A 25,095-nucleotide genomic window follows, 5' to 3' on the forward strand; every position below is an offset into this window, starting at 1 on the left:
CAGACCGGCGGGAGTGGGCGCCATTTACAATTCTGTAAGGAGAACTAACGCCTGTTAATCAACAAGTCGGGCGCCCGGCGCGTCTTTGACGTCACCAGGTCCCCTCGTTGGGCATGCTTGCCCAAGGTTCTTGAGCAGGCAGATGACCGTCCTGCAGAAGCTCCACCGAGATGCCATCGGGCGTACGGATGAAGGCCATGTGGCCGTCCCGAGGCGGACGGTTGATCGTCACGCCGGCATCCATAAGCCTCTGACAAGTCTCGTAAATGTTGTCCACGCGATATGCGAGATGGCCGAAGTTGCGCCCGCCGGTGTATTCCTGCGGGTCCCAGTTATGCGTCAATTCGACTTCTGCCACACCCTCCTGGCCCGGTGCGGCAAGGAAGATCAGGGTGAAGCGTCCTTGCTCATTGTCGAAGCGGCGGACTTCTTCCAGCCCGATAAGATTAAAAAAGCGGATCGTTGCCTCGGGATCGGTGACGCGGATCATGGTGTGTAGATAGCTGATCATGGATGTCTGCCTTGGTACGCCCGTACATGCGGGACTGCTCTGGCCCGCTCAAGTCTGTTACGCCGGGGAGCCTGTAAGCCGGGTTCTGTCTTGCCGACGGTATCCCATTCAGGACCGTATCGCCAAGGGCAGCCATTCCTCTTACGCGGTACATTGCTGCACCGCTCCAGCGACCAACCCGGGCTGCCTGGGTCCGAAACAAACCCGCCGATCTCCCAGCTTTCGCTGACGCCGGCCCGCAGCCCCTATTCGGTCTTGCTCCGGGTGGGGTTTGCCATGCCGCTTGCCGTTACCGGAAGCGCGGTGCGCTCTTGCCGCACCCTTTCACCCTTACCTAGTTCTCCGAAGAGCGTTCGGCGGTCTACTCTCTGTGGCACTTTCCCTAAGCTTCGGAGCCAAGGCCCCTCGCCCGGCGGGCGTTACCCGCCACCCTTGTTTCGTGGAGCCCGGACTTTCCTCGGCGTTGCAGATGCAACGACGCGGCTGCCCGGCTCCCCGACGCGCGGCTCACCTAGCACGACCGATGTCGCGGTCCAACAAAAGCTCAAACAGGATGCCGCCGATTTCGCCATCAATCTCGCCATCGATATACTCGGGGCGCCAGCGCCTTTGAAAAGCTGTCACAGCCGCCCTGCCGTCGGTGATATCGTAGCCGAACCTCTCCAGGGCGAGATAGAACGCGCCTGGATTGTCGTAAAACAGGTTCATCCTCGCCTTGGGCACTTCAAGAGCGAGGCCCAGTTGGCCCAGGCGCACCCAGTCGAAGTACTCGCCCGGGTCCTGTTTGCGCGCCGGCGCGACGTCCGAATGCCCAACGACGTTCGCGCGAGGGATGTCGTGCCGGTCAATAATATCAGCGAGCAACGGCAGCAGAGCGTCCATCTGCGGCTCCGGAAAGGGTCGGTAGCCGAATTCGTGTCCTGGATTGACAAGCTCGATCCCGATGCTGGCCGAGTTCACATCGGTGGTTCCGCTCCAATAGGACCTGCCTGCGTGCCAGGCGCGCTTCTCTTCCGGCACCAGATTGATGACGGTCCCATCCTCTTCGATAAGGTAATGCGCGGAGACCTGCGAGGAGGGATCACAAAGCCGCGCCAGTGCCTCTCCGCTGGTGCGCATGCCGGTGTAGTGCAGCACCACCATGGAAATGGGCAGCGCCCGATCGTTGCAGTTGGGTGATTGCACCACACGATTGACCAGCCAACGGTTCATCGTTCTGCCCCTCCCCGTCCTGCAGCCGGTACGGTATCCTGCGCGTCCTACGCCGTCTGCGGCAGCATCGCTCCAAGCACCAGCGCCTCGTCGCTCAAGACGAATTGCAGATGTCCGCCCACCGTCTCGGCAAGGGCAGCGAGCATCGCCGCCGGAGCGGTGCGGCTGGACAGCTCGGCAGAGGGCATGGCCCCTTCCAGTGCGCGCCCGATTTCGCGATCGAAAGCTATGCGCGGCCCTTCGGCACGCACTACGATCTCGCTGGCCCCTTCGCGCAACTCGGCCGCCAGCGACAGAGTGCCGCCGCGCGGCAGTGCCTCGATACCGATCAGGGCGAAGTTCAGAAGTGTCTTGATCGCGGTCTTGGGCATGGCTTCGCTGCCGAGTGCCCACTCGACGCTGATCCGCGGATTGTTGGCGATGAGAGCATCGACGAGCACACGCGCCTCATTCACCGGAACGAGCTCACCGAACCCGCCCGCAGCGCCGAACGCCAAACGGAAGAACTTCAGTTTGTCTGCCGATATGCGGGCGCTTTGCTCCAGAAGTTCGAAGCAGCGCTGCCGCATCTCCGGATCCTTCTCATCCGCAAGCAGCTCGAGTCCATTGCTCAAGGCGCCCACGGGACTCAGCATGTCGTGGCAGAGCCGCGAGCAAAGCAGGCTGGCAAGGTCGAGCGAGCTGGTCGTCATTGTCTCGTGCATCCGTCCTTCATTCGCCGCTCCGAGCAGTCCGGAGCGTCCGCGCGTCACTCGCCGATTGTCTGGCATTTCAGCCTAGCGTTCGACGACCTGACAGGAAAGCGAAGTAAAGCCATTCCCGCTATCGCGCCAGAAAGCAACCTCGTCGCCAGCAACGATGGCCCATATCCGCAAATCGCCGGTGGAATGTTCGCAGTCTGTGGCGGATGGCACCGGGTGGCCGGATGGGTGCGAGTGAAAGTAGCCGAGCACCTGCGGCCCGCCCGCCCGCGCGGCCTTGTGCGCTGCGAACAAAGCAAGGGGATCAATCTCAAACCGCGTTCGCGGCTCAGGGGAGACGTTCCGCGCGATCGCCACCGTTTTGATCCGCTGTCCGCTGCCGAGCAGCAGTCCGCAGCACTCGTCAGGTGCGGTTCTCGCGGCTTCCTTTCGCAGTGTGGCCATCACGCCACTTGTTACCTTGATGGTCATGCATAAATCGTATGCGTGAACGGGGGGAATGAAAACAAGATCGTCGGGGTCACGGGTCCGGAGACCGCGAGACTCGACAAGGCCCTTGCGGACGCGAGCGGCCTTTCTCGAGAACGCGTCAAAGCTCTGATGGCCGAGGGAATGGTGACGATTGGCGGCAAAGCCGCTCTTCAGCCTTCGCTCAAGATCGCACCTGGCACATCATTCACGATTTCGGTGCCCCAGGCGGCTCCAGCCGAGGCTGAGGCTCAGGAGATCCCCCTGACGGTGGTTCACGAGGATGATGATCTGATCGTTGTCGACAAGCCAGCGGGACTTGTCGTTCATCCGGCTGCGGGCAACTTGGATGGAACTCTCGTGAATGCGCTGCTCCACCACTGCCATGGCCAGCTTTCAGGTATCGGCGGCGTTGCCCGTCCAGGAATCGTACACCGGATCGACAAGGACACGTCAGGCCTTCTGGTGGTCGCGAAGAGCGATCGCGCGCATGAGGGGCTGGCACAGCAGTTCGCTGCGCACTCCATCGTAAGATCCTATCGCGCTGTCGTTTCAGGCATGCCGCGCCCGCGCGCCGGCCGCATCGAGGGTGCAATTGCCCGCTCGTCCGCAAACCGCAAGAAGATGGCAGTCGTGGCAGACGGACGCGGGAAGCACGCCGTAACCCATTACAACGTACTGGAAACCCTCAAGGCCGCGGCTTTGGTGGAGTGTCGCCTGGAGACGGGACGGACGCATCAGGTCCGCGTTCACATGTCGTCAATCGGGCATTCGCTATTAGGGGACCCAGCCTATGGACGCACACCATCCGCGCTGCGACCTCTCCTCGATCGGCTCGAATTCCACCGCCAGGCACTACATGCCGCGGAACTCGGTTTCGTCCACCCCGTTAAAGGAGAAACGGTCCACTTCGTCAGTGCCATACCAACGGACATGATGACACTGATCAAGGAATTGAGACACTGAAATCGGATATGTGTGCTATACTGAACATGTGGCCCCAAGCTAAGACGCCTACCTGGGTCTTTGACCGTGGGCCGACACAGAAAGGACGGAACACGTGAGTAAAAAGGAACGCAATCTTCCGGCCGTTCCCGCACTCGGGGGCGAGCAGAGCCTCAACCGCTATCTTTCCGAGATCAAGAAGTTCCCGGTGCTTGCGCCAGAGCAGGAATACATGCTCGCGAAGCGTTACAAGGAACATGAGGATCCCGAGGCGGCTGCGCAACTGGTGACCAGCCATCTTCGCCTCGTGGCGAAGATCGCGATGGGTTATCGCGGTTATGGCCTGCCCGTGTCCGAGCTGATCTCCGAGGGGAACATCGGCCTTATGCAGGGCGTCAAGAAATTCGAGCCCGACCGGGGCTTCCGCCTGGCCACATACGCGATGTGGTGGATCAAGGCCTCGATCCAGGAGTTCATCCTGCGCTCGTGGAGCCTGGTCAAGATGGGCACGACTGCCGCGCAGAAGAAGCTGTTCTTCAACTTGCGACGGATGAAGAAGAACCTCGACGCGTACGAGGACAGCGACCTGCACCCCGACGACGTCAAGTCGATCGCGACCACGCTTGGCGTGTCCGAGCAGGAAGTGGTCAACATGAACCGGCGGATGATGATGGGGGGCGACGCATCGCTCAACGTCTCGCTGCGTGAGGAAGGCGAAGGCCAGTGGATGGACATCCTGCAGGACGACAATCCGCTGCAGGATGAGATCGTTGCCAATGCCGAAGAGAAGACCGTGCGTCACGACCTGCTGGTCGAGGCGATGGACACGCTCAACGAGCGCGAGCGCGACATCCTGACCGAACGTCGCCTTACGGACGACCCGAAAACGCTCGAGGAATTGAGCCAGGTCTATCATGTCAGCCGCGAACGCGTGCGTCAGATCGAGGTTCGCGCCTTCGAAAAGCTGCAGAAAGCTGTGAACCGTATCGCGACCGATAAGCGGCTGCTCCCCGCAGTTGGCTGATCGAGCCGAAAGTCCCAGGACCATGGAGGGGCCGTCCGGAAGGGCGGCCCTTTCTTGTTGCGCCCGGAAGCGTTTCACAAAGCGAAGACGGTACGGGAACGTCAGGCACGCTGCTCGGTTGATTCCGAAACGTCGTCGAACACGCGTTCGGCACCTTTCGCAAACTCTTGCGTGGATACGATTATGCGCTTCAGCCCTGCCCTTTTTGCATGCACCCTCCTTGCCGCCTGCGGCAGCAACGAGGGGCCCACAGTGATCGACGGCAGCAGCCAGGAGGCTTACCAGGCAAGCCTCGCCGCAGCGAAGAAGGATGTAAGTCCGGCCGAGCGCCTCAAGCTTGAGGCCGCGATCCGTGAGCACCAGGCGCGCATGTTCGCCAAGGCCGACGATCGGCAGGAATATCAGCGGTTGGTCAGAGAAGGGATGGACGGCCTCACCGCACCCAGGATCGTCGCGCAGTTCGACAAGGACGTCGGTCGACTGAAGGGCGAAGCGGCCGATGCGGTGTTCGATGCCAAACGAGCGCTTGGAAAGCTGTGAACATCGATGTTTGTCGAAAAGCTATACGCCCCTCGCTCGGGGTAGATTTGCAAGCCGATCTGTCGATCGCCTGACCCGCTCGGGTACAAATTGAGGAAGGAAAGGAGCCGGCACTCGGCCGGCTCCTCTCTCATCAGAAGTGTGCGATCACACCGGCCATCGGCCGGATGCTATCGAAGTCGTACGTTTCTGCCTGCAGACGCAGACGGATGCCGCTGTTGGTGGTGATCCCGCCAAGACCGATATCCTTCGGCCCGACTTCCACGCCGACACCGTAGATCCAGTCCTTCTCGTCGGCGTAGGCGCGCTTGCCGTTCACCCACTGGTATCCAGCGGAAGCGAAGATCATGCCGCTGTCACCAGCGCGGGCACCCAGACGTCCGCGAACGCCGTATTCCCAGTCGATGTCGCCAAAGCCCTTCGTGGCGTTGCCTTCGACACCTGCAAAGACCGGGCCGAGCGGAACGTTTACGCCAGCGACGCCGCTGATGAGGCCGCCGTTCATCTCACCGCCACGCGGCGAACCGAACTCGCTGTCCCGGTCGAACTCGTGATAGCCGCCGAGTACGCCGACGTAGGGCTCAATGCCGAATGCGGGGGTGCCGTCAGGTGCCGTCTCCTGGGCAGCGGCGGCAGCCGGAACGCCCAATGCAATGGCCGCGGCGAGCAAAAACTTCTTCATCAAAATCTCCGAGGTATTCTGTCAGTTGCTGACCCTTGAGGCTGTCATAACAAAACAGCCCGGCCGAGAGTTTCGGCTCGGAGACCATTAATAAAAACTGTGGCACAACTGCATCACTTACGGCGGCTCGATGGAGCCCTACCCCGCTCGCGGAGCGGAAGGCCGGTTTGCGATCAGCTGCGTTCGCCAGTGACCTTGGCCGAGCCGAACATCCCCATCTTGCACTTGCCGGTGATGGCGTTGCCATCCACCTGCAGATCGTACTTTAGCGTGATCTTCATCGGCTGCTCCACTTTCACCTCAAACCTGGCGCGGCCATCCTCCCATGTGCCGCCCGCGAAATCCTGTCGGCCTTCAGGAGCCGAAAGGTAGCCCGAGAGTGCCTGCCCAGCGGTCTCGAAATGTGCCGTCATGGCCTGGGGGCCCATCGGTGTCTTGAGAACCATGTTCCATTCGCCATCGATGCCGGTGCTTGCCTGCTCCAGCGCTTCCGTGCCCCCGGGGAGCACCAAGGAGTCGGTCGGTGGAGGTTCTTGGAGGTGGGTATCCGGAGAAGCCGGATCTGCAGTGTATGCGTCGGTGGTGGCGGTGGCGGCCCGCTGTCTAGCAGTGCCGGAGACATCGCGCTGCTCGATCACGTCAAGGATGCGGGCGGGCGTTAGCGGAAGGACCAGTTCCTCGATCTCACCGAACGGGCTCAGCGCATCGGCGATGGCATTCACCAGCGTCGGCGGCCCGATGATAGCGCCACCTTCCCCTACGCCTCGCATGCCGCCAATCGTCTTCGAAGGCGTGTTGGCGTGGATGTACTCGAACACAGGGACGTCGGTGATCGCGGGCAGCAGGTAGTCCTTGAAAGTCGCAGCCGCTGGATTGCCTCTGGCGTCGTATGGCATGTCCTCCAGCAGCACCATCCCGATGGCCTGGGCAAGCCCGCCTGCAACCTGCCCTTCGACCACAGCCGGGTTGATCACGGTGCCGCAGTCCTCAGAGGCGATCCAGCGCAGAATTTTCACGAAGCCGGTGTCGGCGTCGACTTCAACCACACAGGCATGTGCTGCGCTGGTCATCGTCATAGGGGGAGGCTGGTAGCGGAACTGAACCTCCAGACCTGCTTCGAAATCAAGCGGCAGACGGTGCGGCTCGCCATAGGCGATGTTTGCAAGTTCGCCGATCGGGCGCGACATCTCGGGCGCACCGGCCACGTGCACCATGCCCTCTTCGATACTGACCGCATCTGCCGAGGCGTTATAAAGATGGGCCGCCAGCGCCTTCACCTTTTCTGCCAGCATCTCGGAAGCGCGAATAGCAGCTCCTCCGCCGATGACACCTTGGCGGCTGCCCGCAGCGCCCGGACCGAAGCCACCACGCGTGTTGTCGCCTTCATAGACGGTCACGTCCTCGTAGCGCACGCCCAGGCGATCCGCGATGCATTGCGCCATTGTGGTCGCCGTACCGTGCCCTTGCGAGTGCGTGGACATGGTTGCGGTGACTTTACCGGTTGGCTCGATCCGCACCTGAGCCAGTTCGCCCGTCATCGGCGCCATTGATCCCGCCGAGCCGGTGGGTTCGATGTAGGCAGCAATGCCGAGGCCCAGGTAGCGGCCCTGCTTGCGCGCCTCCGCCTGTTCGCGGCGGAAAGCCGGAATATCGAAATTGGCGACCAACTTCTCCAGACACTCGCCAGGCGTGATGTCGTCCACCGGGATGCCCATGCATGAAGTGGTCGGCTGGTCCGAAAGGTAGACGAGATTGCGCCGGCGGATTTCCACGGGATCGATGCCGATGCGCCGCGCCGCCTTGTCGAGCAGCGTCTCACGGATGAGAGACTCCATGGCCCAAGGGCCACGATAGGCGGCAAGGCCATTGGTGTTCGTATACCACCCCCGGCTAACGAAGCCGTAAGCCGGCATCTTGTATGCAGGCCAAAGGAACATGTGGACGGCGATGTTGTTGTCGGCGCCCTGCGGATAAGCGCCGTTGTTGCAGTCATAGACGCCATGGCTGGCCAGCATCCGCCCGTCGGCGCCGAAGCCTACCTGCAGCCGCATTTCCGCTTCGCGCGCCTGAGATGAGGCTGTCAGCGCCTCGTAGCGGTCCTCCGTCCACTTGAGCGGACGGCCGAACAGCATCGCCGCACAGATGACCGCGCATTCCTCCTTCCAGGGCGTGTTCTTCAGACCGAATGAGCCGCCTACGTCCTTGGCGATCACGCGGATTGCACCTTCGGGCAATCCAAGCGCAAGGCTGACCCACCGGGCGATATTATGAGGGCTCTGGCACGTGATGTAGAGCGTCAGCTCTTCCGGCCCCTCCCGGGTTGCCAGAATCGCACGGTTCTCCATCGGGGCCTGCGAGATCCGCTGGTGGATGACAGTCTGGCGGATGTTGTAGGCAGCGGCGCTCAGCGTTTCCGCAAGTTCATCCTCAGGTTCCTCATCTCCGATCTCAGCCGCGACGTTGCTGTCCGTGCCGGGATGGATCGGCTGCCCGGCCATGGCCTGCGCTATCGTGACAACCGGCTCGAGCTCTTCGTACTCAACGGTAATCAGCGCCGCGGCGTCTTCGGCGATCGCGCGCGTCTCCGCAATGACGAGCGCGACCGGATCGCCGACGTACTGCACGTACGTATCCGCTAGGGGCGTGACCGGCACCTCCGAGGGCGTGAAGAAGAAGCTCATCATCGTGATGGGCTGCCTCGCCAGATCCTTCGCGAGCATGACGGCGTGAACACCCGGGATCTCCTGGGCGGCACTGGTATCGATCGAGAGGATATTTCCCCGCGCCACCTGACTGCGCGCGAAAGCCACATGCAACGTGCCCGGCAGCAGCACATCGTCTGTGTACTGCCCGCGCCCCGTCAGCAGCCGCGCATCCTCCTTGCGGGGAACACGCTTCCCGATCCAACGGGTTGCACCAATGCCCGGAGCGCCTTCAGGGCGGACCGGAGTGTCGGCCTCGCTCATGCCGCCTCCCCTTCTGGCGTGATGTTTCCGGCGAGGACCTGCGCTGCCTTCCGAATGCCCTGATAGCCGGTGCAACGGCAGATATGGCCCGACATAGCGGCAATCAGTTGCTCTTCCGAAGGCTTGTCCCCACCGGAAGTCAGAGCAGCGAACGTCATGACCACACCCGGAGTGCAAAAGCCGCATTGCAGCCCATGAGCGTCACGCATCGCCTGCTGGACAGGATGGAGAGTGCCTTCGGGATCCGCCAGCCCCTCGACTGTCGTGACCTCGCAGCCGTCCGCCTGTACGGCGAGCATGAGGCAGGATCGAACTGCCCGTCCATCGACCACCACGGTGCAGGCACCGCAAACGCCGTGCTCACACCCAATGTGCACGCCGGTGTAACCAGCGTCCATCCGCAGGAAGTCACCAAGCGAAGTGCGCGCCTCGACAGTGCTGGACTGGCGACGACCGTTGACAGTTAACTGAATGGCGTGATCGCTCATGCGGGTTCCCTCAGAGCGAAAGCTTCGCTCAGCGTCTTTTTGAAGATCCGGCGCCCCACGGTGCGGCGGTACTCAGCGCTTGCATGATGGTCATCGAAAGGCGCTGTATCGGCGATGGCGGCATCCGCGAGCGCCTCCGAAGAGAGGCTGTCGAGTGGCTGGCCGATCAGAGCGCTCTCCAACTGGTGCATGGCGACGGGAGTGGGCCCCATTCCGAACCAAGCCAGTCCAGCGCGGACCACCCTGCCCTGCTCAACTACCGCGGCGCCCACCATGCCGACCAGGGCGAAGTCGCCGGGGCGCTGCGCAACTTCCCGAAACAGCACGTGATGCGCTTCCGGCCAGTCAGGATAGACGATCCCGGTGATCAGTTCGTCCGGCTCCAGCATGGTCATGTAAGGACCGATATAGAACTCTCGCGCAGGAACCCGGCGGCTGCCTCGAGCTGAGGCAATTTCGATGATCGCCCCCAGCGCGACTGCCGTGGCTGGCATCTCAGCCGCGGGCTCCCCCAATGCGATGGAGCCGCCAATGGTGCCGCGATTGCGTGTCTGATGATGGCCTACGTGGGCCAGCGCCCGGACAAGAGCGGGCAGCTGGGTGACGAGCACCTCGTCACCCAGCGCGTCCGCCTGCCGTGTCGCGGGCCCAATGCGCGTTCCATCTGCAGTCCGGCTAACGCCTGACAGACCTTCGACCTTGTTGATATCCACGAGAATGAACGGCTGGCTCATCCGCAGGTTGAGCAAGGGCATGAGCGTTTGGCCGCCTGCGATCACCGTGGCGCCACCCCCAGCCTCATCGAGGATCCGGCAGGCTTCCTCGATTGTCTTAGGTGCGACGTAATCGAACGGGGCCGGCTTCACGTGCGCCCTCCACGGCGCCCTGCCTCGTATCCTGCAGCCGCGGCAAGGATCACGAGGATCGAGACCATAAGCGCCACCACTCCATGATAGTAGTTGCGCCCCAGCATGAAGCCGGTGAGCACGGCCAGCACGAGCGCCACCACCCAACCCCATAGTGGCGCCGGGGCCGCTGGCTGAATGGGCGCATAGCCACCGCCGATGGGCGCTGCAGCAGTGCCGTTGATCGCCGCCTCGGACACCGGCATATCTACCCGGCCGGCATCCCCATTTCCGGGTGCCTGGGCCTTGTCGCTCGACGCACCCACCACCTCTCCGAACTTCGCGAAGAACTTGCCTGCCAGGTTCTTCGCAGTTGCGTCGATGATCGGTCCGCCCAATTGAGCCATCCGGCCACCAACCTCGGCATCCACCTCATAGGAGATCAAGGTGGCCCCGCCAGGAGCGTCTGACAGACGGACCTTGGCTCCCCCTTTTGCGGAGCCTGCGATCCCTGCATTGCCGGAGCCTGTAATCGTGTAGCCATTGGGCGGATCCAGGTCGGAAAGCTCCACCCGACCTTTAAAGCGCGCGCCGATGGGGCCGATCTTGACCTCTGCAACGGCGACGAAGCTGTTGTCGCCATCGCGTTCCAGACTTTGGCATCCCGGAATGCACTGCGCCAGCACCGCCGGATCGTTGAGCGCGTCCCAGACTTCGCGGCGCCCCGCAGCGATCGCCTGCTCGCCCGTCATACGCATCCAAACTTCTCCCCTTTCGCACGCGAGTTCGCGCGCATGCTTAACATGCCTGTCGTCCGGCACTCTGACGAGACTGCCACCCGGCGCACCGATCGTACGATCCAGTGTGGCTCATTTTTCGGCGTTTGCGAAGCCAAAATAAGACAATGGTCCGCCTTGCCGAAGGGCGGGAAGGCGCAAAGGAGGGGCATTGCTGTTCTGGCTCGGGTAACGCTAGGAAGGCGCATGCTGCGGATCATTGCGAAGGTTATCGTCTGGTTTCTGGTCATAAGCCTGGGGCTCACGCTGCTCTTCCGCTTCGTGCCTCCACCCGTGACGGTGACGATGCTGGCAGACGCCAACGGCATTACGAAGGATTGGACGCCACTCAGCAGGATCGACCGCAACATGGTCGCAGCCGTGATTGCCGCGGAAGACGGAAAATTCTGCACGCACGAGGGCTTCGATACCGAGGCAATCGAACAGGCAATGGCGCGCAATGCGCAGGGCGGACGAATTCGCGGCGGCTCCACCATCAGCCAGCAAACGGCCAAAAACGTGTTCCTATGGCAAGGGGAAGGTTGGAGCCGCTACCTTCGCAAGGGTCTGGAAGTCTGGTTCACCTTCCTGATCGAGACTCTCTGGGACAAGCGGCGCATCATAGAGGTTTACCTCAACGTCGCTGAGACCGGCATCGGAACGTACGGTGTGGAAGCGGGGGCGCAGCGGTATTACGGCAAATCGGCTGCGCGCCTGTCTCCGAACGAAGCCGCTCGCATGGCCGCCGCCTTGCCAAGCCCAAAGAAGCGGAGCGTCAAGAATCCCAGCGGTTTTACTCGTCGCTATGGCAACACGATCGCCGCTCGCCTGGGTGTGGTTAAGAGAAACGGCTACGACGCGTGCGTCTACGAGTAAATGTCAGGTCTGTCGGCAGGATCTGAAAGGGCCTCCGACAGGGCGTGCGGCGCCGTTTCAGAGCGGGTTGAGCTCAGCAACTGGTGGACGTGCCGTGCTCCACAGAACCCGTAAGGGTAGCCCCTCTGGCGCATGCAAAAAGGGAGGAGGCTTTCGCCTCCCCCCTCGTAGGTCATGCATTCTGACCGCTTCTGATCAGAAGCTGAACCGCGCACCGATGCGAATCGCGTAGAGCGACTGGTTGGCATAGATGGTGTCGCTCGGCGTCGCGTTCGGCAACGAATAGCGATACTGAGCGCAAGGCTGCGCCGTGTTCGCCGCGGCCGTGCCGGGCGTGCCGGTAGGGGTCGGCGCCGTCAAGCACGAGACCCGCGCCGCAACAGCATTGTACGGGAACTGGTACTCGCGGATCTGACCCCAGTTCTTGTTCAGCAGGTTCGTGAAGTTCTCAATATCCGCGAACAGCTGAATGCGTGAGCGCGACCAGCCCGGTACCGGGATCTCCTGCGCGACGTGCAGATCGATGCGCGTGAACCACCGCGAGTTGAATGCGTTACGCGGTGCGATCTGGCCACGATACTTCGCAAGACCCGACGATTCAAAGAATGCGTCCAACTGCGAAGCGGTGGCCGCTGAGTCATACGATACGCGTGGATCGTTGATGCCTGTCGGAACGTAGATCAGGTAGCGGCTCGTCGATCCAGTCGTGCCGAAGATCTGACTGCGGCGGCTGCTCGTATCCTGGAATGTGTAGCTGTACGGACGACCAATGCGCGTCTCACCGAACAAGGCGAAAGTCGTCTTGTAGTCGCCGAAGAAAGCATGATCGAACGTGAAGTCATACTTGAAGTTATGCCGAACTTCATCGTTCGACGTACCGTAGGCAGCACCGTTGGCCTCCAGAAAGGCACCGTTGGCATAGTTCGACCCTGCCGTCGACGAGGTTGCCGGCGTGGCATCCTTGATGTCCTGGTAGGTGTAGCTGGCCCCGACATTCAGACCAAAGTCGAAGTCCTTACGGACACGTGCAACGGCAACGTAGCTGCGGCCCTTCTTGGTGTTCGTCAGGATGATGTCATTGAACGTGTCGCTGAACGTGGTGAGCGACTGATAACGAACACGACCGTCCGGCGTGGTAAGCGCCGTTGGCACCGAGCGGGCATCGGTGAAATAGACTTGGTTGCGCACGGCCGAATAGAACAGATCGCCACCGAAGGTCCAGCCACGACCGATCTCGCTTTCGCCGAACGTCGGGGTCCAGTCTGCCGACAAGGTTGCACGCCATTGCGACGGGATCTTGAAGTTCGGATCCGTAGCATTGGTGCCCGATACCGACACACCGCCCACGAGCTGGTTGTTCACCGCTGTCGGGATCGTAGCGCCATTTACGTCGGTGAGCGCAGCCTGCGCCACATTTGCAGGTGCACCCACATATGTGCCGTCGTTCTGCTGCGTGATGTCGATCAGGTTCGAAAGAATACCCGTGTTCGAAAAGCTGTTCGACAGATAAACGTCCGGCGTACCGCCAGCGAAGATGCCCACGCCGCCCCGGATGTTGACGGTGCGAACCGGCTTGAAGTCGAACCCGAAGCGCGGCTGGAACACGCCACGGCCCGAAAGGAACGCGGTGTTCGGGTAGCCGATGCGGCTGAGGAAAGCAGGGTTAAGGGCCGGACGGCTGTCGCTTCCGTACAAGTCGTAGCGCGCACCGTAGCTGATCGAGAGCATATCGTTGATGCGCCAGTTGTCCTGCACACCAAACGTGTAGCTCATGTAGTTGAAGATACCGGAAGCATCATCGGGGTTCAGCGAAGGCACAGCGTTGATGTAGCCGAAGCGCTGGGCGTTACCGGCCTGGAAGTCCGCGATCGAATCGAAGTAGTAAGCGCCGCTTGTACCGGCCGCCGGGTTCGACGAGCTCAGGAACGCATTGAACACATCCACGTGCTGAATCTCGGTGAACACGCGCAGATCGTGATCGTTCATGGTCAGGCGAGCCTGCACCAATCCACCCCAAGTCTGGGTGTTGAGCGCATTCGTCTGGCGGGAAACGTCGGGTCCGAACGACACGCGCGCAGCACCGGGCGCGCAGTTCACCGATGCGCCTGCACCGGCCGCTCCAGGATTGTCGCGGTCCGAAGTAAGGGCAGTACAAACGCTCATCTGAGCGAAACCGCGGCCAAGCAGCGGATCCTGAATACGCTTGTAGTCCTTATAGAACCCGCGAATTTCAGTTGAGAACGTATCCGACCAGTCGGAGTTCAGCTGAGCCACGGCGGTCCACAGCTCGTTGCCTTGGATATAGGCGTTCGACGCGAGACCGAGCGCCGGAGAACTGGTGTTGGAACTGGTGTTGTTGATGTTGACGATCTCGTCCTTGGCGTAAGTGCCGGTGACCGACAGCCGCTGCGTATCCGAGATATTGAAGTCCAGCTTGCCAACCAGACGATCGTCCTTGTCGCCGTTGCTGTTGACGATGCCACCAGTGTCGTAGCCATACCGCGACTGGGCGATCGACGAAATCAGATCTATGTCAGACTGATTCAGGTTTGGAATAGCGGTACCGGCATTGTTCTGCGCCGAACCTTCAGGGATCGGACGAGCGGCGCGAATACGCTCACCGGCTATCATGAAGAACAGCTTGTCCTTGATGATCGGGCCGGACAATTCAGCACCGTAGTTCTCGATCTTGAAGTTCGGGAGGCTAACCCGACCGGTCGGCACGCCAGGGCCAGCCTTGGTGCGATCGCCTGTCAACTCATCCGACGAGTACGCGTAGAACCCGGTGCCTTGGAACGAGTTGGTGCCAGAGCGCAGAATGACGTTGACGATGCCGCCCTGGAAGTTGCCGTCTCGCACGTCGTACGGTGCAACGCGCGTCTGGAACTGACCGATGGAGTCGAGGGGGATCGGCGACCGGCGGCTTGGCAGACCATCGGGATTGAGGCCGAAGTTATCGGTGATCGGCACGCCATCAACCGTGAAGCGGTTGAAGCGCGCGTTCTGACCGGCAAAGGAGACGGCGCGGCCGCCACCAGGCGTATCGTCCAAGCGCGCAAAAGGATCGCGGCGCATGAGATCACGCACGTCGCGATTGATCGTCGCAATGTTAGCGATCTGCTCGGCGTCGAGGATTGTGGCAGGGCCGCGCGAGACGGAGCCCGCACCTTGGATCCGGCTGGCGGTCACAACGATCGCATTTGCGCCGGAGAGGTCCACCGGCAAGTTGTAGGTCTGGGCAACCACCGTCGAGACGTCAGTAACCTCAGCTTCCGGGAGACCCGGTGCAGTGACGCGCACGGTGTAGGGACCGCCAGGACGCAGGCCGCTCAGAAAGAAGCCGCCGGTCGCGCTGGTGGTTGCAGTGCTGCGCGCTCCGGTCGCGGTGTTCACGGCCTCTACGGTTGCTCCAGCAACTGGAGCTCCGTCGCTCGTGACGGTACCCGAAATGGCGGACGTGGTTTCCTGCGCCATCACAGGTGTGGCGAGAGCGCCCGTGAGCGACACCGCCGCAACGCTGGCGGCGAGCAGAACCCTTAAATGCATATACATTGTCCCCTGTCATGCCCGCCGATACCGATAGGCGGCACGTCATTTGGTAGAAGAGCAATCAGCTCCGATGTGGCCCCCAAAGCATCCTCAGCCCCACCGTTCCGGCATTGTCGCGAGCGTATAATCCATGTTCTGTGACCACATAGTGACACTTAACGCCGCCCTTACCCCGGCGAGTTCGAGCGACCTCTCGACCACGTAGTCCCACACCAGTGGTTGGCCGATTTCGTGTGGCGCTCCTTAGCCGAGCAAACGTGACAATGCATCGGGTGCTTGTTGTTTTCCGCTGCACCGCGGCAAAAATGTCACTGGCGCCAGGCACTTCATTCGCACTCGCAACATAGGCTCGCTGCGATGCTTGAAGTCGGGTGTGCCTGCGTGGCACACAGCGGCATGGGTTCGGGTCATCACAGCCATCACGGTCATCACCACCATCCGGTGCGCGGCAGCGGGAACATGGCGTTTGGCGTGGCTGTTGCTCTGAACCTGGCATTTGTCGTCGCGGAGACGGTCGCCGGACTGATCAGCGGATCCATAGCTTTGATTGCGGACGCCGGTCACAACCTTTCGGACGTCCTGTCGCTGCTGCTCGCCTGGGGAGCAAGTGCGCTGGCGAAGCGACCGCCGTCCGATCGCTTCACATACGGGATGAAGAGTTCCTCGATCCTCGCGGCCATTGCGAACGCAGCACTGCTGTGGGTCGCGATTGGAGCCATTCTGGTGGAGACGATCCGCCGGCTGGCCGATCCGGCTCCCGTCGCAAGTACCGCGATGATCGTGGTCGCCGCCACGGGCATACTGGTAAACGCCGCGTCTGCGCTTCTGTTTGCAGGCGGCCGTAAAGCCGACCTGAACCTGCGCGCGGCCTTCGTCCACCTCATGGCCGATGCAGCCGTTTCGGCAGCGGTGGTTGTGGCGGGAGTGCTGATTGCTTTCAGCGGCCTCGCCTGGATCGATCCGGTGACGTCGCTTCTGGTCACGGTTGTCATCGCATGGTCTGGATGGGGACTCATGCGTGACTCGCTCCGAATGGGGATGCTGGGTGTGCCCGAGGGCATCGACCTGGGCGAGGTGCGCCGCTTCCTGGAAGCTCTGCCGAACGTCGAGCACGTGCATGATCTGCACGTGTGGCCGATGAGCACAACAGAAACGGCACTCACCGCCCATCTCACCATGTCAGAAATGCCTGCTAATGACGCCTTCCTGCATGACCTCGCCCATGAACTTGAGCACAGGTTCAGAATTGGCCACCCGACCTTGCAGATTGAAAGAGGGCACCAAGTCTGCGCGCTACAACGCGACAGCGCGATCTAGGAAACGAACTCGTGCCGTGCGCCGAAAAAGTCACCCGGACGGATGGCGAATCCCGGGCTGACGCAGCCCTCCTGCGTTAGTCCAAGCTCAAGTTTCCGGTCGAAATGGTCTCGCGCCGCGCGCTCATCCGCGACTTTCCACACCAGCGCGTAGATGCCGTTTTGCTCAATCGCCAGAAAGGCGCCAAGCGGTCCCGTGCTTGTGTCATCCGGCTGTACGAATGCTACCTGCGTGTCCCCGACCCGCAGCAGGACGCGTCTGCCGGGTTGCGGCAGCGTGGTCCGCGCATCCTCAAGCAATTGCCCGTCGATCACCTCGGTGAAGAAATGCAGCACCGCTTCCATGTTACGCGTGACGCAGGCGATATGATCCAGGCCCGTGACCGTACAGGCATGGCCCGCAACGACAGCGGGGTTCCAGTTGCCGCGATCGTAAGGGTCGTTCGGCATCGGGAGTTCGCATACCTCTAGCAGCACACCCCCCGTCGACTCGGGCTTCACGAAGAAGAAGACTCCGTAGTCACCGGCAACGGTACAGCCAGCCTCCCGGAACGCCGCGCTGGCGGCCTTCCCGTCTGCGACCTTAAGCTCGAATGAGTGAAACGCCTGCCCGATCCTGGCTGTCATGCGGGCGAATGGCTTTGACAGATCGTCCGGATGGCGGGGTGCCATCGGTTCGACCATGTGATCGGTCACGTATAGCAGAGCTGCGTCCCGGTCCTCCGCCGGGAAGTAGTTTTCCGCAAACACGAGGCCGCCCAAGGCATCCTGATAGAGCAGGCGGCACTTGGTGATATCAGTCGTCGCGTGGATGGTGTGGATGATCCGCGAGACGCGGATGCGGCTGTCCGGCATGACACTCTCCCTGTTCATCGCAGGGTGCCGCCATAGCCTGCCACTTGCAAGATCCGAAACGCCGTCTTCCAAGGGGCTCGTCAGCGCGTGCCTCTCTGCCCGCAGCTTCGCGAGCAGAGAGGAATACGCAGTATCAGGCGGCGGCTTCGGCCTTATCGCCCTTATGAACGCGGATCGGCTCCTTGCGGCCCTCGACCACGTCCTTGTCGACGACCACTTCTGCGATGTTGCTCTCCGTCGGGAGGTCGAACATCGTGTCCAGCAGCATGCCTTCGACAATGGAACGAAGACCGCGAGCGCCGGTCTTCCGCTCGATTCCCTTCTGCGCAATCGCCTCAAGAGCCTCGTCCGTGAACGTCAGTTCCACGTCCTCAAGCTCGAACAGCTTGGCGTACTGCTTGACCAGTGCGTTCTTGGGCTCACGCAGGATCTTCACCAGAGCCACAACGTCGAGGTCCTCAAGCGTCGCGATCACCGGCAGACGGCCGACAAATTCAGGGATCAGACCAAACTTCAGAAGGTCCTCAGGCTCCGCCTTCTGGAGAAGCTCACCTACGCGGCGCTTGTCCGGGTCAGCAACGTGGGCTCCGAAACCGATCGAACGCTTCTGCAACCGGTCAGCGATGATCTTCTCAAGGCCGGCAAAGGCACCGCCGCAGATGAACAGGATGTTGGTCGTGTCCACTTGCAGGAATTCCTGCTGCGGATGCTTGCGACCGCCCTGCGGGGGAACCGACGCAGTGGTCCCTTCCATCAGCTTGAGCAGCGCCTGCTGCACACCCTCGCCCGAAACGTCCCGCGTGATCGACGGGTTCTCGGCCTTGCGGCTGATCTTATCGATCTCGTCGATGTAGACGATGCCGTGCTGTGCCTTCTCGACGTTGTAGTCGGAAGCCTGGAGCAGCTTGAGGATGATATTCTCAACGTCCTCACCGACGTAACCGGCTTCGGTCAGCGTCGTGGCGTCGGCCATCGTGAACGGCACGTCGAATGTCTTGGCCAGCGTCTGCGCGAGCAGCGTTTTGCCGCAACCTGTCGGCCCGACAAGCAGGATGTTCGACTTGGAAAGTTCCACGTCACCCGACTTGCCCGAGTGCTTCAGCCGCTTGTAATGGTTGTGCACCGCGACTGAGAGCACGCGCTTGGCACGCTCCTGACCGATAACATAATCGTTGAGAGTCTCGCAGATCTCCCGAGGCGACGGTACACCGCCGTCCTTCTTGCCCGCGATGCCAGCTTTGGTCTCCTCGCGGATGATGTCGTTGCACAGCTCGACACATTCATCACAGATGAAGACCGTCGGCCCGGCGATCAGCTTGCGCACCTCGTGCTGCGACTTGCCGCAGAAGCTGCAGTAAAGGGTGCTCTTGGCGTCAGATCCGCTCAATTTCGTCATTCTCGTTCTTGCTGCCCGGTTCGGGACGACTCGCCGACTCTACTCTGCAGTCGGCCCATATATCAATCCTAGCACGCGATCCTTGCGGCGAGGTGAAGGGCAATCCTGGGATCAACCCTTTGCCTCTTCAGCCTTTTCCGCATCGGGCCGGCTCTCGAACACCTTGTCGACAAGACCGAAGGCCAACGCCTCCTCTGCCTCAAGGAATGTATCGCGATCCATCGCCTTCTCGATCTCGTCCAGCGACTTGCCGGTGTACTTCACATAGAGATCGTTGAGGCGACGACGCATACGCAGGATCTCACGCGCCTGGATCTCGATATCCGACGCCATGCCCTGCGCTCCGCCGGAAGGCTGGTGCACCATGATACGCGCGTTGGGGAGCGCGATACGCATTCCCGGCTCACCCGCCGCGAGCAGGAAGCTGCCCATGGAGGCAGCCTGGCCGATGCACACGGTCGACACGCGAGGACGAATGTACTGCATGGTGTCGTGGATCGCCATCCCGGCGGTCACCACGCCACCAGGCGAATTGATGTACATCGAGATATCCTTCGAAGGATTCTCGCTCTCCAGGAACAGCAGCTGCGCCACAATCAGCGAGGCCATGTGATCCTCGATCGGCCCCGTGATGAACACGATGCGTTCGCGCAACAGGCGCGAATAGATGTCGAAGCTACGCTCGCCACGGCTGGTCTGCTCGACCACCATCGGCACGAGCGCGCCCGTTACAGGATCGGTAGTGAACTTACCCTGGGCGCCGGCTGCGCCGAACAAGTCGATCATGGAGGTCCTCTTCAATCTGGCAGGCCTATGTCGCGTGCCCGCCGCCGGAGTTCAAGGCGTGCTGAGGACTTTTCCGCCCTGCAGCTGCGATGAATGCGACGATATCAGTTGCGCAAGAAAGAAGCCTGCGCTTCCGCGCGCATTGCCGGCAGCATCTCGATCGCCGGCTTGGCGTACCAGTAGCCTTGCTGATAACGGACGCCCAACTCGCGCAGTGTCGCAGCTTCTTCCGCTGTTTCGATGCCTTCCGCGATAAGGAGGGTATCAAGCTCAGCGCACATCCCGACGAGCCCTCGCACGATGCTCTGGCGCCGGCGGTCGCGATCAATGTCGCGAATCAGAGCCATATCGAGCTTGATCTCATCAGGCACGAAGCGGGCAAACAGATCGAGGCCTGAATGCCCGGCACCGAAGTCGTCGATTGCGACCGCGAAGCCGATCCGCTTGTATGTCTCGATAATTCCCGCGACATGGTCGGGTGAGCCCATCTCCTCGTTCTCGGTGAACTCGAAGATCAGTCGATCCAGAGGCATTCCGACGCTTTGCGCAGTGGCCAGCGTCAACTGGATGCAGGCAAGCGGTGAATAGACTGCGTTGGGAAGGAAGTTGATGGAGAGGCGAGCGCCGCCTTTCATGAGGCCGGCCTGCATCGCGACTTCAATAGCCTTGACCCTGCACGCCTGATCGAAGGCATAGCGGTTCGCTTCGTTGACCTGGGCCAGGACCTGACCGGCACCCGAACCATCCACTCCCCGCACCAGCGCCTCGTATGCGAATGGCTCGCCCGTGAGAGTATCGACGATAGGCTGGAATGCCATCGTGAACGGGACTTCGAAGCTCTCGCCATCCCGGCAACCGCTACAGAGGCGCTCCATCTTCATACCGCCCTGTTAGAAGCGCACACCTAAGATATCATAAATGATACTCTATACCTCTCACCTTCAGGCGAGCACCGTCGTGTTTGCACAACGATGCTCGCCTGCTGGTTCCTAGTACATCAATCTTCCGTCTTCGCTGCGGCCTTCTTGGCAGAAGACTTCTTCGCAGGCTTGGCGTCAGCCGCATCCTCGTCGTCGGATTTCTTCTTTGCGGCCGCCTTCTTGGCAGGCTTGGCTTCGGCGCTTTCGTCGGCAGCCTTTGCCTTCTTCGCAGGAGCCTTCTTCGGCTCGTCGTCAGAAGTCGTCTCGCCTTCCTCGTCGCTCTTCTTGGCAGCCTTCTTAGCCGCGGCCTTCTTCGGCTTCGACTCTTTGGAGCCGTCGGAGTTACCGTCGGCATCTGCTTCGATGGCAGCCTGCAACTCTTCGCGGGTCACTTCACGCTCGGTGACTTCGGCCTTCTCGATGAGGAAGTCGACGACCTTGTCCTCATAAAGCGGGGCACGCAGCTGAGCGGCGGCCATAGGGTCGTTGCGAACATAGTCGACGAAGCGCTGGCGGTCTTCGGGACGATACTGCTGCGCTGCCTGCTGGAGAAGCATCTGCATCTCCTGGCCGGTCACCTCGACGCCGTTAGCCTGGCCGATTTCGGAAAGCAGCAAACCAAGCCGCACGCGGCGCTCGGCGATCTTGCGGTAATCGTCCTTCTCGGCCTCGATTTCCGCGCGCGCCGCTTCCGGGTCTTCCTCGTGGCCCGCTTCGTGCTGAAGCTGCTGCCAGATCTGCTCGAACTCTGCCTCGACCATGGTGGGCGGAACGTCGAAATCGTGACCAGCGGCAAGCTGATCAAGTAGCTGGCGCTTCATCTGCGTACGAGTAAGACCCGCAGTCTCCTGCTCCAGCTGCCCCTTCATCAGGTTGCGCAGCTGCTCCAGGCCTTCGAGCCCGAGCTGCTTGGCAAACTCGTCGTCCACTACGGTTTCGCCGGGCACCTTCACTTCATGCACGGTGATGTCGAAGGTCGCGTCCTTGCCCTTCAGGTTTTCCGCCGGATAGTCCGCCGGGAACGTCACGGTGATGGTGCGCTCCTCACCGGCCTTCGCGCCGATGAGCTGCTCCTCAAAGCCCGGAATCAAACGGCCGGAGCCGATCACGATCGCCTGCTGTTCGGCCTTGCCGCCCTCGAACTCAACACCATCGAGCTTGCCGACGAAATCGCAGATGACCTGGTCGCCATCTTCCGCAGCACGGCCCTCAGCGGCTTCGTAGCTCTTCTGCTGGCTTGCGATGCGGTTTACCGCTTCATCAACGGCATCTTCACTGACCGGCACGTTCAGCTTCTCAAGCTTCAGACCGTCCAGCGAAGGCGCCTCGATCTTGGGGAGCACCTCCAGGCTCACCGACAGTTCGGCGTCCTTGCCCTCTTCGTAGCCCTCGCCAAGCGAGACATCAGGCTGCATCGCCGGGCGCAACGCATGGTCAGCGACGAGCTTGTCCATCGCGTCGCGAATCGAATTCTGCAGCGCGTCCTGATGCAGCGCGGGACCATGCATCTTCTTGATGAGATTTGCGGGCACTTTGCCAGGGCGAAAGCCCGGCATGCGGACCTGCGGCGCCATGCGCTGAACCTCGCCCTCGACACGGGCGCTGATGTCCTTTGCAGGGATGGTCACCGTGTAGGCGCGCTTCAGCCCCTCATTGGTGGTTTCGACGATCTGCATGTCCTTGAAGCCTTCCTATGCGATACTCGTCGTCCGGCTTCCCCCTCCGACGGCGGAAACTGGTGCGGGCGAAGGGACTCGAACCCCCACATCTTGCGATACTGGAACCTAAATCCAGCGCGTCTACCAATTCCGCCACGCCCGCGAATGAAGCCTGAACGCCGGCCTGATGGCCGTGACCTGAAACTCAAGGGACGTGCCCTTATAATCCCAAGGCGCAAAGGGCAAGCGCTGCGGCACTCTGCAACCCTGACGTTGACGGAACGTTCCTCTAAATTGAGCCCTCCACGCCCGAGAAAGGAACTCCGATGGCCACGCAGCCCGGCGCCCCTCCGCCAGACATAGATCAGCCCATCAGCCCACCAGAAAGGCCGGGCGCCCCCTCTGAGCCCGGGCAGCCGGGCACCCCTCAGGCACCGGATGAACTACCCGCCGAAACGCCCGACTACGATAACCCCGACCCCGGCCCGGTGGAGGCACCGCCTCCACTCTGATCGGGTGATTCGGAGCGCAACTCAACGGCCAACCAGCGCCCGGAGCCGAAGCAGGACCGTCGCCCACACGGTATCCTGCGAACCGTGTGATGCAGATGCGGCTGCTGGCCGAAGCCCGGGGCATTCCAGGCACATGGCCTGCATTCCGCGCCCCGACAGAAGCGTCTCTGCTCGCGCCAAGACACCGGCCAACTGTTCGCGCTGACGTTGGGCGGCGAGCGCTACGATGTCGCCCCTACCGGAACTCGCGCCAAGTTGAGCGGGGCGGCTCATCTCCGCCAGCAGCGCATTCAGCGAGTTATCGCTGCGCCCGATGTGCTTTACATGCCACGCGCCGTTGCCGAGTTTGGCTTCACGCGCCGCGTAGGCAAGGGCTGCGTCGAGGTCGCCGAAGCCATCCACCAGCCCAAGCTCCCGCGCACGGGCGCCAGTCCAGACGCGCCCCTGCGCAACGGCGTCCACCTGCTGCGGGGTCATCTCACGAGCAGCACCGACGATGGCTAGGAACTTGGAGTAAACATCTTCGATGCCGAGCTGTACCATTTGCTCCAGTTCGGGCGTCAGTCCGCCCAGAAGATCCGGCTGCCCGGACAACGGCGTGGTCCGTACGCCAGCCGAGTTGACCCCGATCTCGGCAAGCGCGCGCTCAAACGTCGGCAGGATGCCGAAGACCCCGATCGAGCCGGTAATCGTTGCCGGATCGGCGAAGACATGCTGCGCTGGTGTTGAAACCCAATAACCGCCACTCGCCGCGAGGTTGGCCATGGAAGCCACGACGGGAATGCCTTTTTCGCGATAGCGCGCGATCGATCTTCTTATCCGCTCCGACGCAAGTACCGAGCCGCCGGGCGAATCGATACGGACCACCAGTGCCTTCAGATCGCTGTCCAGCGCATCGTCCAGAGCCTTGGCGATGCGATCGCCTCCGGCGGTACCCGGCCCTGCTTCTCCGTCCACAATGTCGCCGGCGACAGTAATGACGCCAATCGCCGCCCCCTGCCTGCTTTCAGGATTGGCAGCGAGGTATGTGGCCAGTTGAGTGCCGATCAGTTCGCCAGAGGATTTGTCGCCCCCTTTGGCACCCGAGAGCTGAGCCACGCGTGCGGCAAAGTCCGTGGGCGTACCGACGCGGTCAACCAGACCCGCGGCCTGTGAAGCCTTCGCAAAGTCCCCACCCGCGCCTCTGAGCCAATTGACGGGACTGGCCGCGACGACCGCGTAGTTGGCCTTGGGCCGCGCCTTCTGCACGTCGGCCTGCCAAGCAAGCCAGAGTCCGGCATAAAGCTCCGCCGAAGCCTCGATCGACTCAGGCGATGGGCCGGTGCGGGTAAAGGGCTCTACAAAGGTCTTGTAAGTGCCGACGCGGAAGACGTGCGTGTTCACCTTCAACTTGTCGAGCAGCGTCGCGAAATAGAGGTTGTGCCCGCCTGGACCGGTCACGAGCGCGCCGCCCATCGGGTTCACCCACGCCTCACTGGCATGGGCGGCAAGTTGCGTGCTGTCATCGACGTACGCGTCTGCATACGTGAGCACCGGCTTGCCAGCCGCCCGAACAGAATCCATCGCCGCACCGACGCTGCGCAAATGAACGAAACCGGCACCGGTAAACCGCGACAGATCCATCGCGACCAGCTTGATCTTGTCGTCGCGCGCAGCAAGTCGAAGCGCCCGCTCGACGTCCCTTGCGCGCACCTCCTGCGGCAAGGCAACGCTGCTGGTTTGCGCCAGCAACAGATCCACCGTGTCGAACTGCGCCGTCTCCTCGACGATCGCACCGTCGATCCGCATGATCAGCGCACCTTCCGCGACCGCTCCGGGTGCCGGGCGGAACGACAGCACGGCGTACAGAAAACCGAAGAACGTGAGCAGGAACAGGAGCGCCAGAGCGTCCTTGACCCCGACGAGCAACTTCCAGACCTTGCGGGCGAATTCCATTCAAACCTGCCTTTCCAGCATTCATTAGCCGGAGGCGCCGCTCCTTGAAAGGCGCGGCCGCCCCATCTCGTATCGGTTTCGGGGACAGAAAAGCACTGGGGCTTGAGCAGCGCGCGCAGCTTGCCTATGGCATC

At 61.7% G+C, this 25,095-nt stretch carries 22 protein-coding genes, 1 tRNA gene and 1 other RNA gene; 6 read left to right on the plus strand and 18 right to left on the minus strand.

The window, feature by feature from the left end:
• Nucleotides 1–91 precede the first annotated feature (91 nt).
• The 5 genes from ABUH87_RS03200 to ABUH87_RS03220 all read right to left on the minus strand — a co-directional run bounded on the left by ABUH87_RS03200 (nt 92) and on the right by ABUH87_RS03220 (nt 2,895).
• Nucleotides 92–511 carry a VOC family protein gene (locus ABUH87_RS03200; protein ID WP_367769394.1) on the minus strand — a complete coding sequence of 140 codons (420 nt, stop codon included), beginning with the start codon at nt 509–511 and terminating at the stop codon, nt 92–94.
• Nucleotides 512–569: 58 nt separating this feature from the next.
• Nucleotides 570–1,010: RNase P RNA component class A (rnpB, locus tag ABUH87_RS03205), an RNA gene on the minus strand.
• A gap of 8 nt (nt 1,011–1,018) precedes the next feature.
• A complete protein-coding gene (locus tag ABUH87_RS03210) occupies nt 1,019–1,723 on the minus strand; it encodes an N-acetylmuramoyl-L-alanine amidase (protein WP_367769397.1) in 705 nt (234 codons plus the stop codon).
• A gap of 47 nt (nt 1,724–1,770) precedes the next feature.
• On the minus strand, nt 1,771–2,415 hold the full coding sequence (locus ABUH87_RS03215) for a histidine phosphotransferase family protein (RefSeq protein WP_367770311.1): 645 nt from the start codon (nt 2,413–2,415) through the stop codon (nt 1,771–1,773).
• Between the two features lie 84 nt (nt 2,416–2,499).
• Nucleotides 2,500–2,895, minus strand: coding sequence for a M67 family metallopeptidase (locus tag ABUH87_RS03220; protein ID WP_367769400.1), 396 nt, complete (start codon nt 2,893–2,895; stop codon nt 2,500–2,502).
• Between the two features lie 15 nt (nt 2,896–2,910).
• Here ABUH87_RS03220 and ABUH87_RS03225 point away from each other — a divergent pair, with 15 nt between their 5' ends.
• The 3 genes from ABUH87_RS03225 (at nt 2,911) to ABUH87_RS03235 (ending at nt 5,401) form a co-directional block, all read left to right on the plus strand.
• Nucleotides 2,911–3,858: an RluA family pseudouridine synthase gene (locus ABUH87_RS03225; RefSeq protein ID WP_367769403.1), complete on the plus strand. Its 948-nt coding sequence runs from the start codon at nt 2,911–2,913 to the stop codon at nt 3,856–3,858.
• Nucleotides 3,859–3,952: 94 nt separating this feature from the next.
• Nucleotides 3,953–4,861 carry an RNA polymerase sigma factor RpoH gene (rpoH, locus tag ABUH87_RS03230; RefSeq protein WP_367769406.1) on the plus strand — a complete coding sequence of 303 codons (909 nt, stop codon included), beginning with the start codon at nt 3,953–3,955 and terminating at the stop codon, nt 4,859–4,861.
• A 183-nt stretch (nt 4,862–5,044) separates the two neighbouring features.
• A complete protein-coding gene (locus ABUH87_RS03235; RefSeq protein ID WP_367769409.1) occupies nt 5,045–5,401 on the plus strand; it encodes a hypothetical protein in 357 nt (118 codons plus the stop codon).
• 133 nt (nt 5,402–5,534) lie between these two features.
• On the opposite strand, the gene ABUH87_RS03240 is transcribed toward ABUH87_RS03235, so the two are convergent.
• The 5 genes from ABUH87_RS03240 to ABUH87_RS03260 form a co-directional block, all read right to left on the minus strand.
• Nucleotides 5,535–6,083, minus strand: coding sequence for an opacity protein (locus ABUH87_RS03240; RefSeq protein WP_367769412.1), 549 nt, complete (start codon nt 6,081–6,083; stop codon nt 5,535–5,537).
• Nucleotides 6,084–6,256: 173 nt separating this feature from the next.
• Nucleotides 6,257–9,049 carry a xanthine dehydrogenase family protein molybdopterin-binding subunit gene (locus ABUH87_RS03245; protein WP_367769415.1) on the minus strand — a complete coding sequence of 931 codons (2,793 nt, stop codon included), beginning with the start codon at nt 9,047–9,049 and terminating at the stop codon, nt 6,257–6,259.
• Nucleotides 9,046–9,537, minus strand: coding sequence for a (2Fe-2S)-binding protein (locus ABUH87_RS03250; RefSeq protein WP_367769418.1), 492 nt, complete (start codon nt 9,535–9,537; stop codon nt 9,046–9,048). The genes ABUH87_RS03245 and ABUH87_RS03250 overlap by 4 nt, the downstream gene beginning before the upstream one ends.
• Entirely contained in the window at nt 9,534–10,403 is an 870-nt protein-coding gene (locus ABUH87_RS03255) for an FAD binding domain-containing protein (protein ID WP_367769421.1), read from the minus strand. Before ABUH87_RS03255 ends, ABUH87_RS03250 begins: the two co-directional genes overlap by 4 nt.
• Entirely contained in the window at nt 10,400–11,140 is a 741-nt protein-coding gene (locus ABUH87_RS03260; protein WP_367769424.1) for an SRPBCC family protein, read from the minus strand. Before ABUH87_RS03260 ends, ABUH87_RS03255 begins: the two co-directional genes overlap by 4 nt.
• A gap of 225 nt (nt 11,141–11,365) precedes the next feature.
• Between ABUH87_RS03260 and mtgA the strand changes: the two genes are divergently transcribed.
• Entirely contained in the window at nt 11,366–12,034 is a 669-nt protein-coding gene (gene mtgA / locus ABUH87_RS03265; RefSeq protein WP_367769427.1) for a monofunctional biosynthetic peptidoglycan transglycosylase, read from the plus strand.
• A 195-nt stretch (nt 12,035–12,229) separates the two neighbouring features.
• Here mtgA and ABUH87_RS03270 read toward each other — a convergent pair whose 3' ends face one another.
• Complete coding sequence (locus ABUH87_RS03270) at nt 12,230–15,580, minus strand: TonB-dependent receptor (protein WP_367769430.1); 3,351 nt, start codon at nt 15,578–15,580, stop codon at nt 12,230–12,232.
• A gap of 360 nt (nt 15,581–15,940) precedes the next feature.
• Between ABUH87_RS03270 and ABUH87_RS03275 the strand changes: the two genes are divergently transcribed.
• Complete coding sequence (locus tag ABUH87_RS03275; protein ID WP_419956655.1) at nt 15,941–16,900, plus strand: cation diffusion facilitator family transporter; 960 nt, start codon at nt 15,941–15,943, stop codon at nt 16,898–16,900.
• On the opposite strand, the gene ABUH87_RS03280 is transcribed toward ABUH87_RS03275, so the two are convergent.
• From ABUH87_RS03280 to ABUH87_RS03305, 6 genes are all read right to left on the minus strand, one after another.
• On the minus strand, nt 16,897–17,754 hold the full coding sequence (locus ABUH87_RS03280) for a VOC family protein (RefSeq protein ID WP_367769433.1): 858 nt from the start codon (nt 17,752–17,754) through the stop codon (nt 16,897–16,899). The genes ABUH87_RS03275 and ABUH87_RS03280 overlap by 4 nt on opposite strands.
• A 133-nt stretch (nt 17,755–17,887) precedes the next feature.
• Nucleotides 17,888–19,150, minus strand: coding sequence for an ATP-dependent Clp protease ATP-binding subunit ClpX (clpX, locus tag ABUH87_RS03285; RefSeq protein WP_367769440.1), 1,263 nt, complete (start codon nt 19,148–19,150; stop codon nt 17,888–17,890).
• A 111-nt stretch (nt 19,151–19,261) separates the two neighbouring features.
• A complete protein-coding gene (gene clpP / locus ABUH87_RS03290) occupies nt 19,262–19,936 on the minus strand; it encodes an ATP-dependent Clp endopeptidase proteolytic subunit ClpP (protein ID WP_367769443.1) in 675 nt (224 codons plus the stop codon).
• 104 nt (nt 19,937–20,040) lie between these two features.
• Nucleotides 20,041–20,811, minus strand: coding sequence for an EAL domain-containing protein (locus ABUH87_RS03295; RefSeq protein ID WP_367769446.1), 771 nt, complete (start codon nt 20,809–20,811; stop codon nt 20,041–20,043).
• Nucleotides 20,812–20,933: 122 nt separating this feature from the next.
• Nucleotides 20,934–22,532, minus strand: a complete 1,599-nt coding sequence (gene tig, locus ABUH87_RS03300; protein ID WP_367769449.1) for a trigger factor — start codon at nt 22,530–22,532, stop codon at nt 20,934–20,936.
• Between the two features lie 60 nt (nt 22,533–22,592).
• Nucleotides 22,593–22,677: transfer RNA gene (locus tag ABUH87_RS03305), tRNA-Leu, on the minus strand.
• A 163-nt stretch (nt 22,678–22,840) separates the two neighbouring features.
• On the opposite strand from ABUH87_RS03305, the gene ABUH87_RS03310 reads away from it, so the two are divergent.
• Entirely contained in the window at nt 22,841–23,026 is a 186-nt protein-coding gene (locus tag ABUH87_RS03310) for a hypothetical protein (RefSeq protein WP_367769452.1), read from the plus strand.
• Nucleotides 23,027–23,047: 21 nt separating this feature from the next.
• On the opposite strand, the gene sppA is transcribed toward ABUH87_RS03310, so the two are convergent.
• On the minus strand, nt 23,048–24,961 hold the full coding sequence (gene sppA / locus ABUH87_RS03315; RefSeq protein WP_367769458.1) for a signal peptide peptidase SppA: 1,914 nt from the start codon (nt 24,959–24,961) through the stop codon (nt 23,048–23,050).
• Between the last annotated feature and the right edge of the window lie 134 nt (nt 24,962–25,095).

This window comes from Novosphingobium rhizovicinum (genome assembly GCF_040813635.1).
Classification (GTDB): Bacteria; Pseudomonadota; Alphaproteobacteria; order Sphingomonadales; family Sphingomonadaceae; genus Novosphingobium; species Novosphingobium rhizovicinum.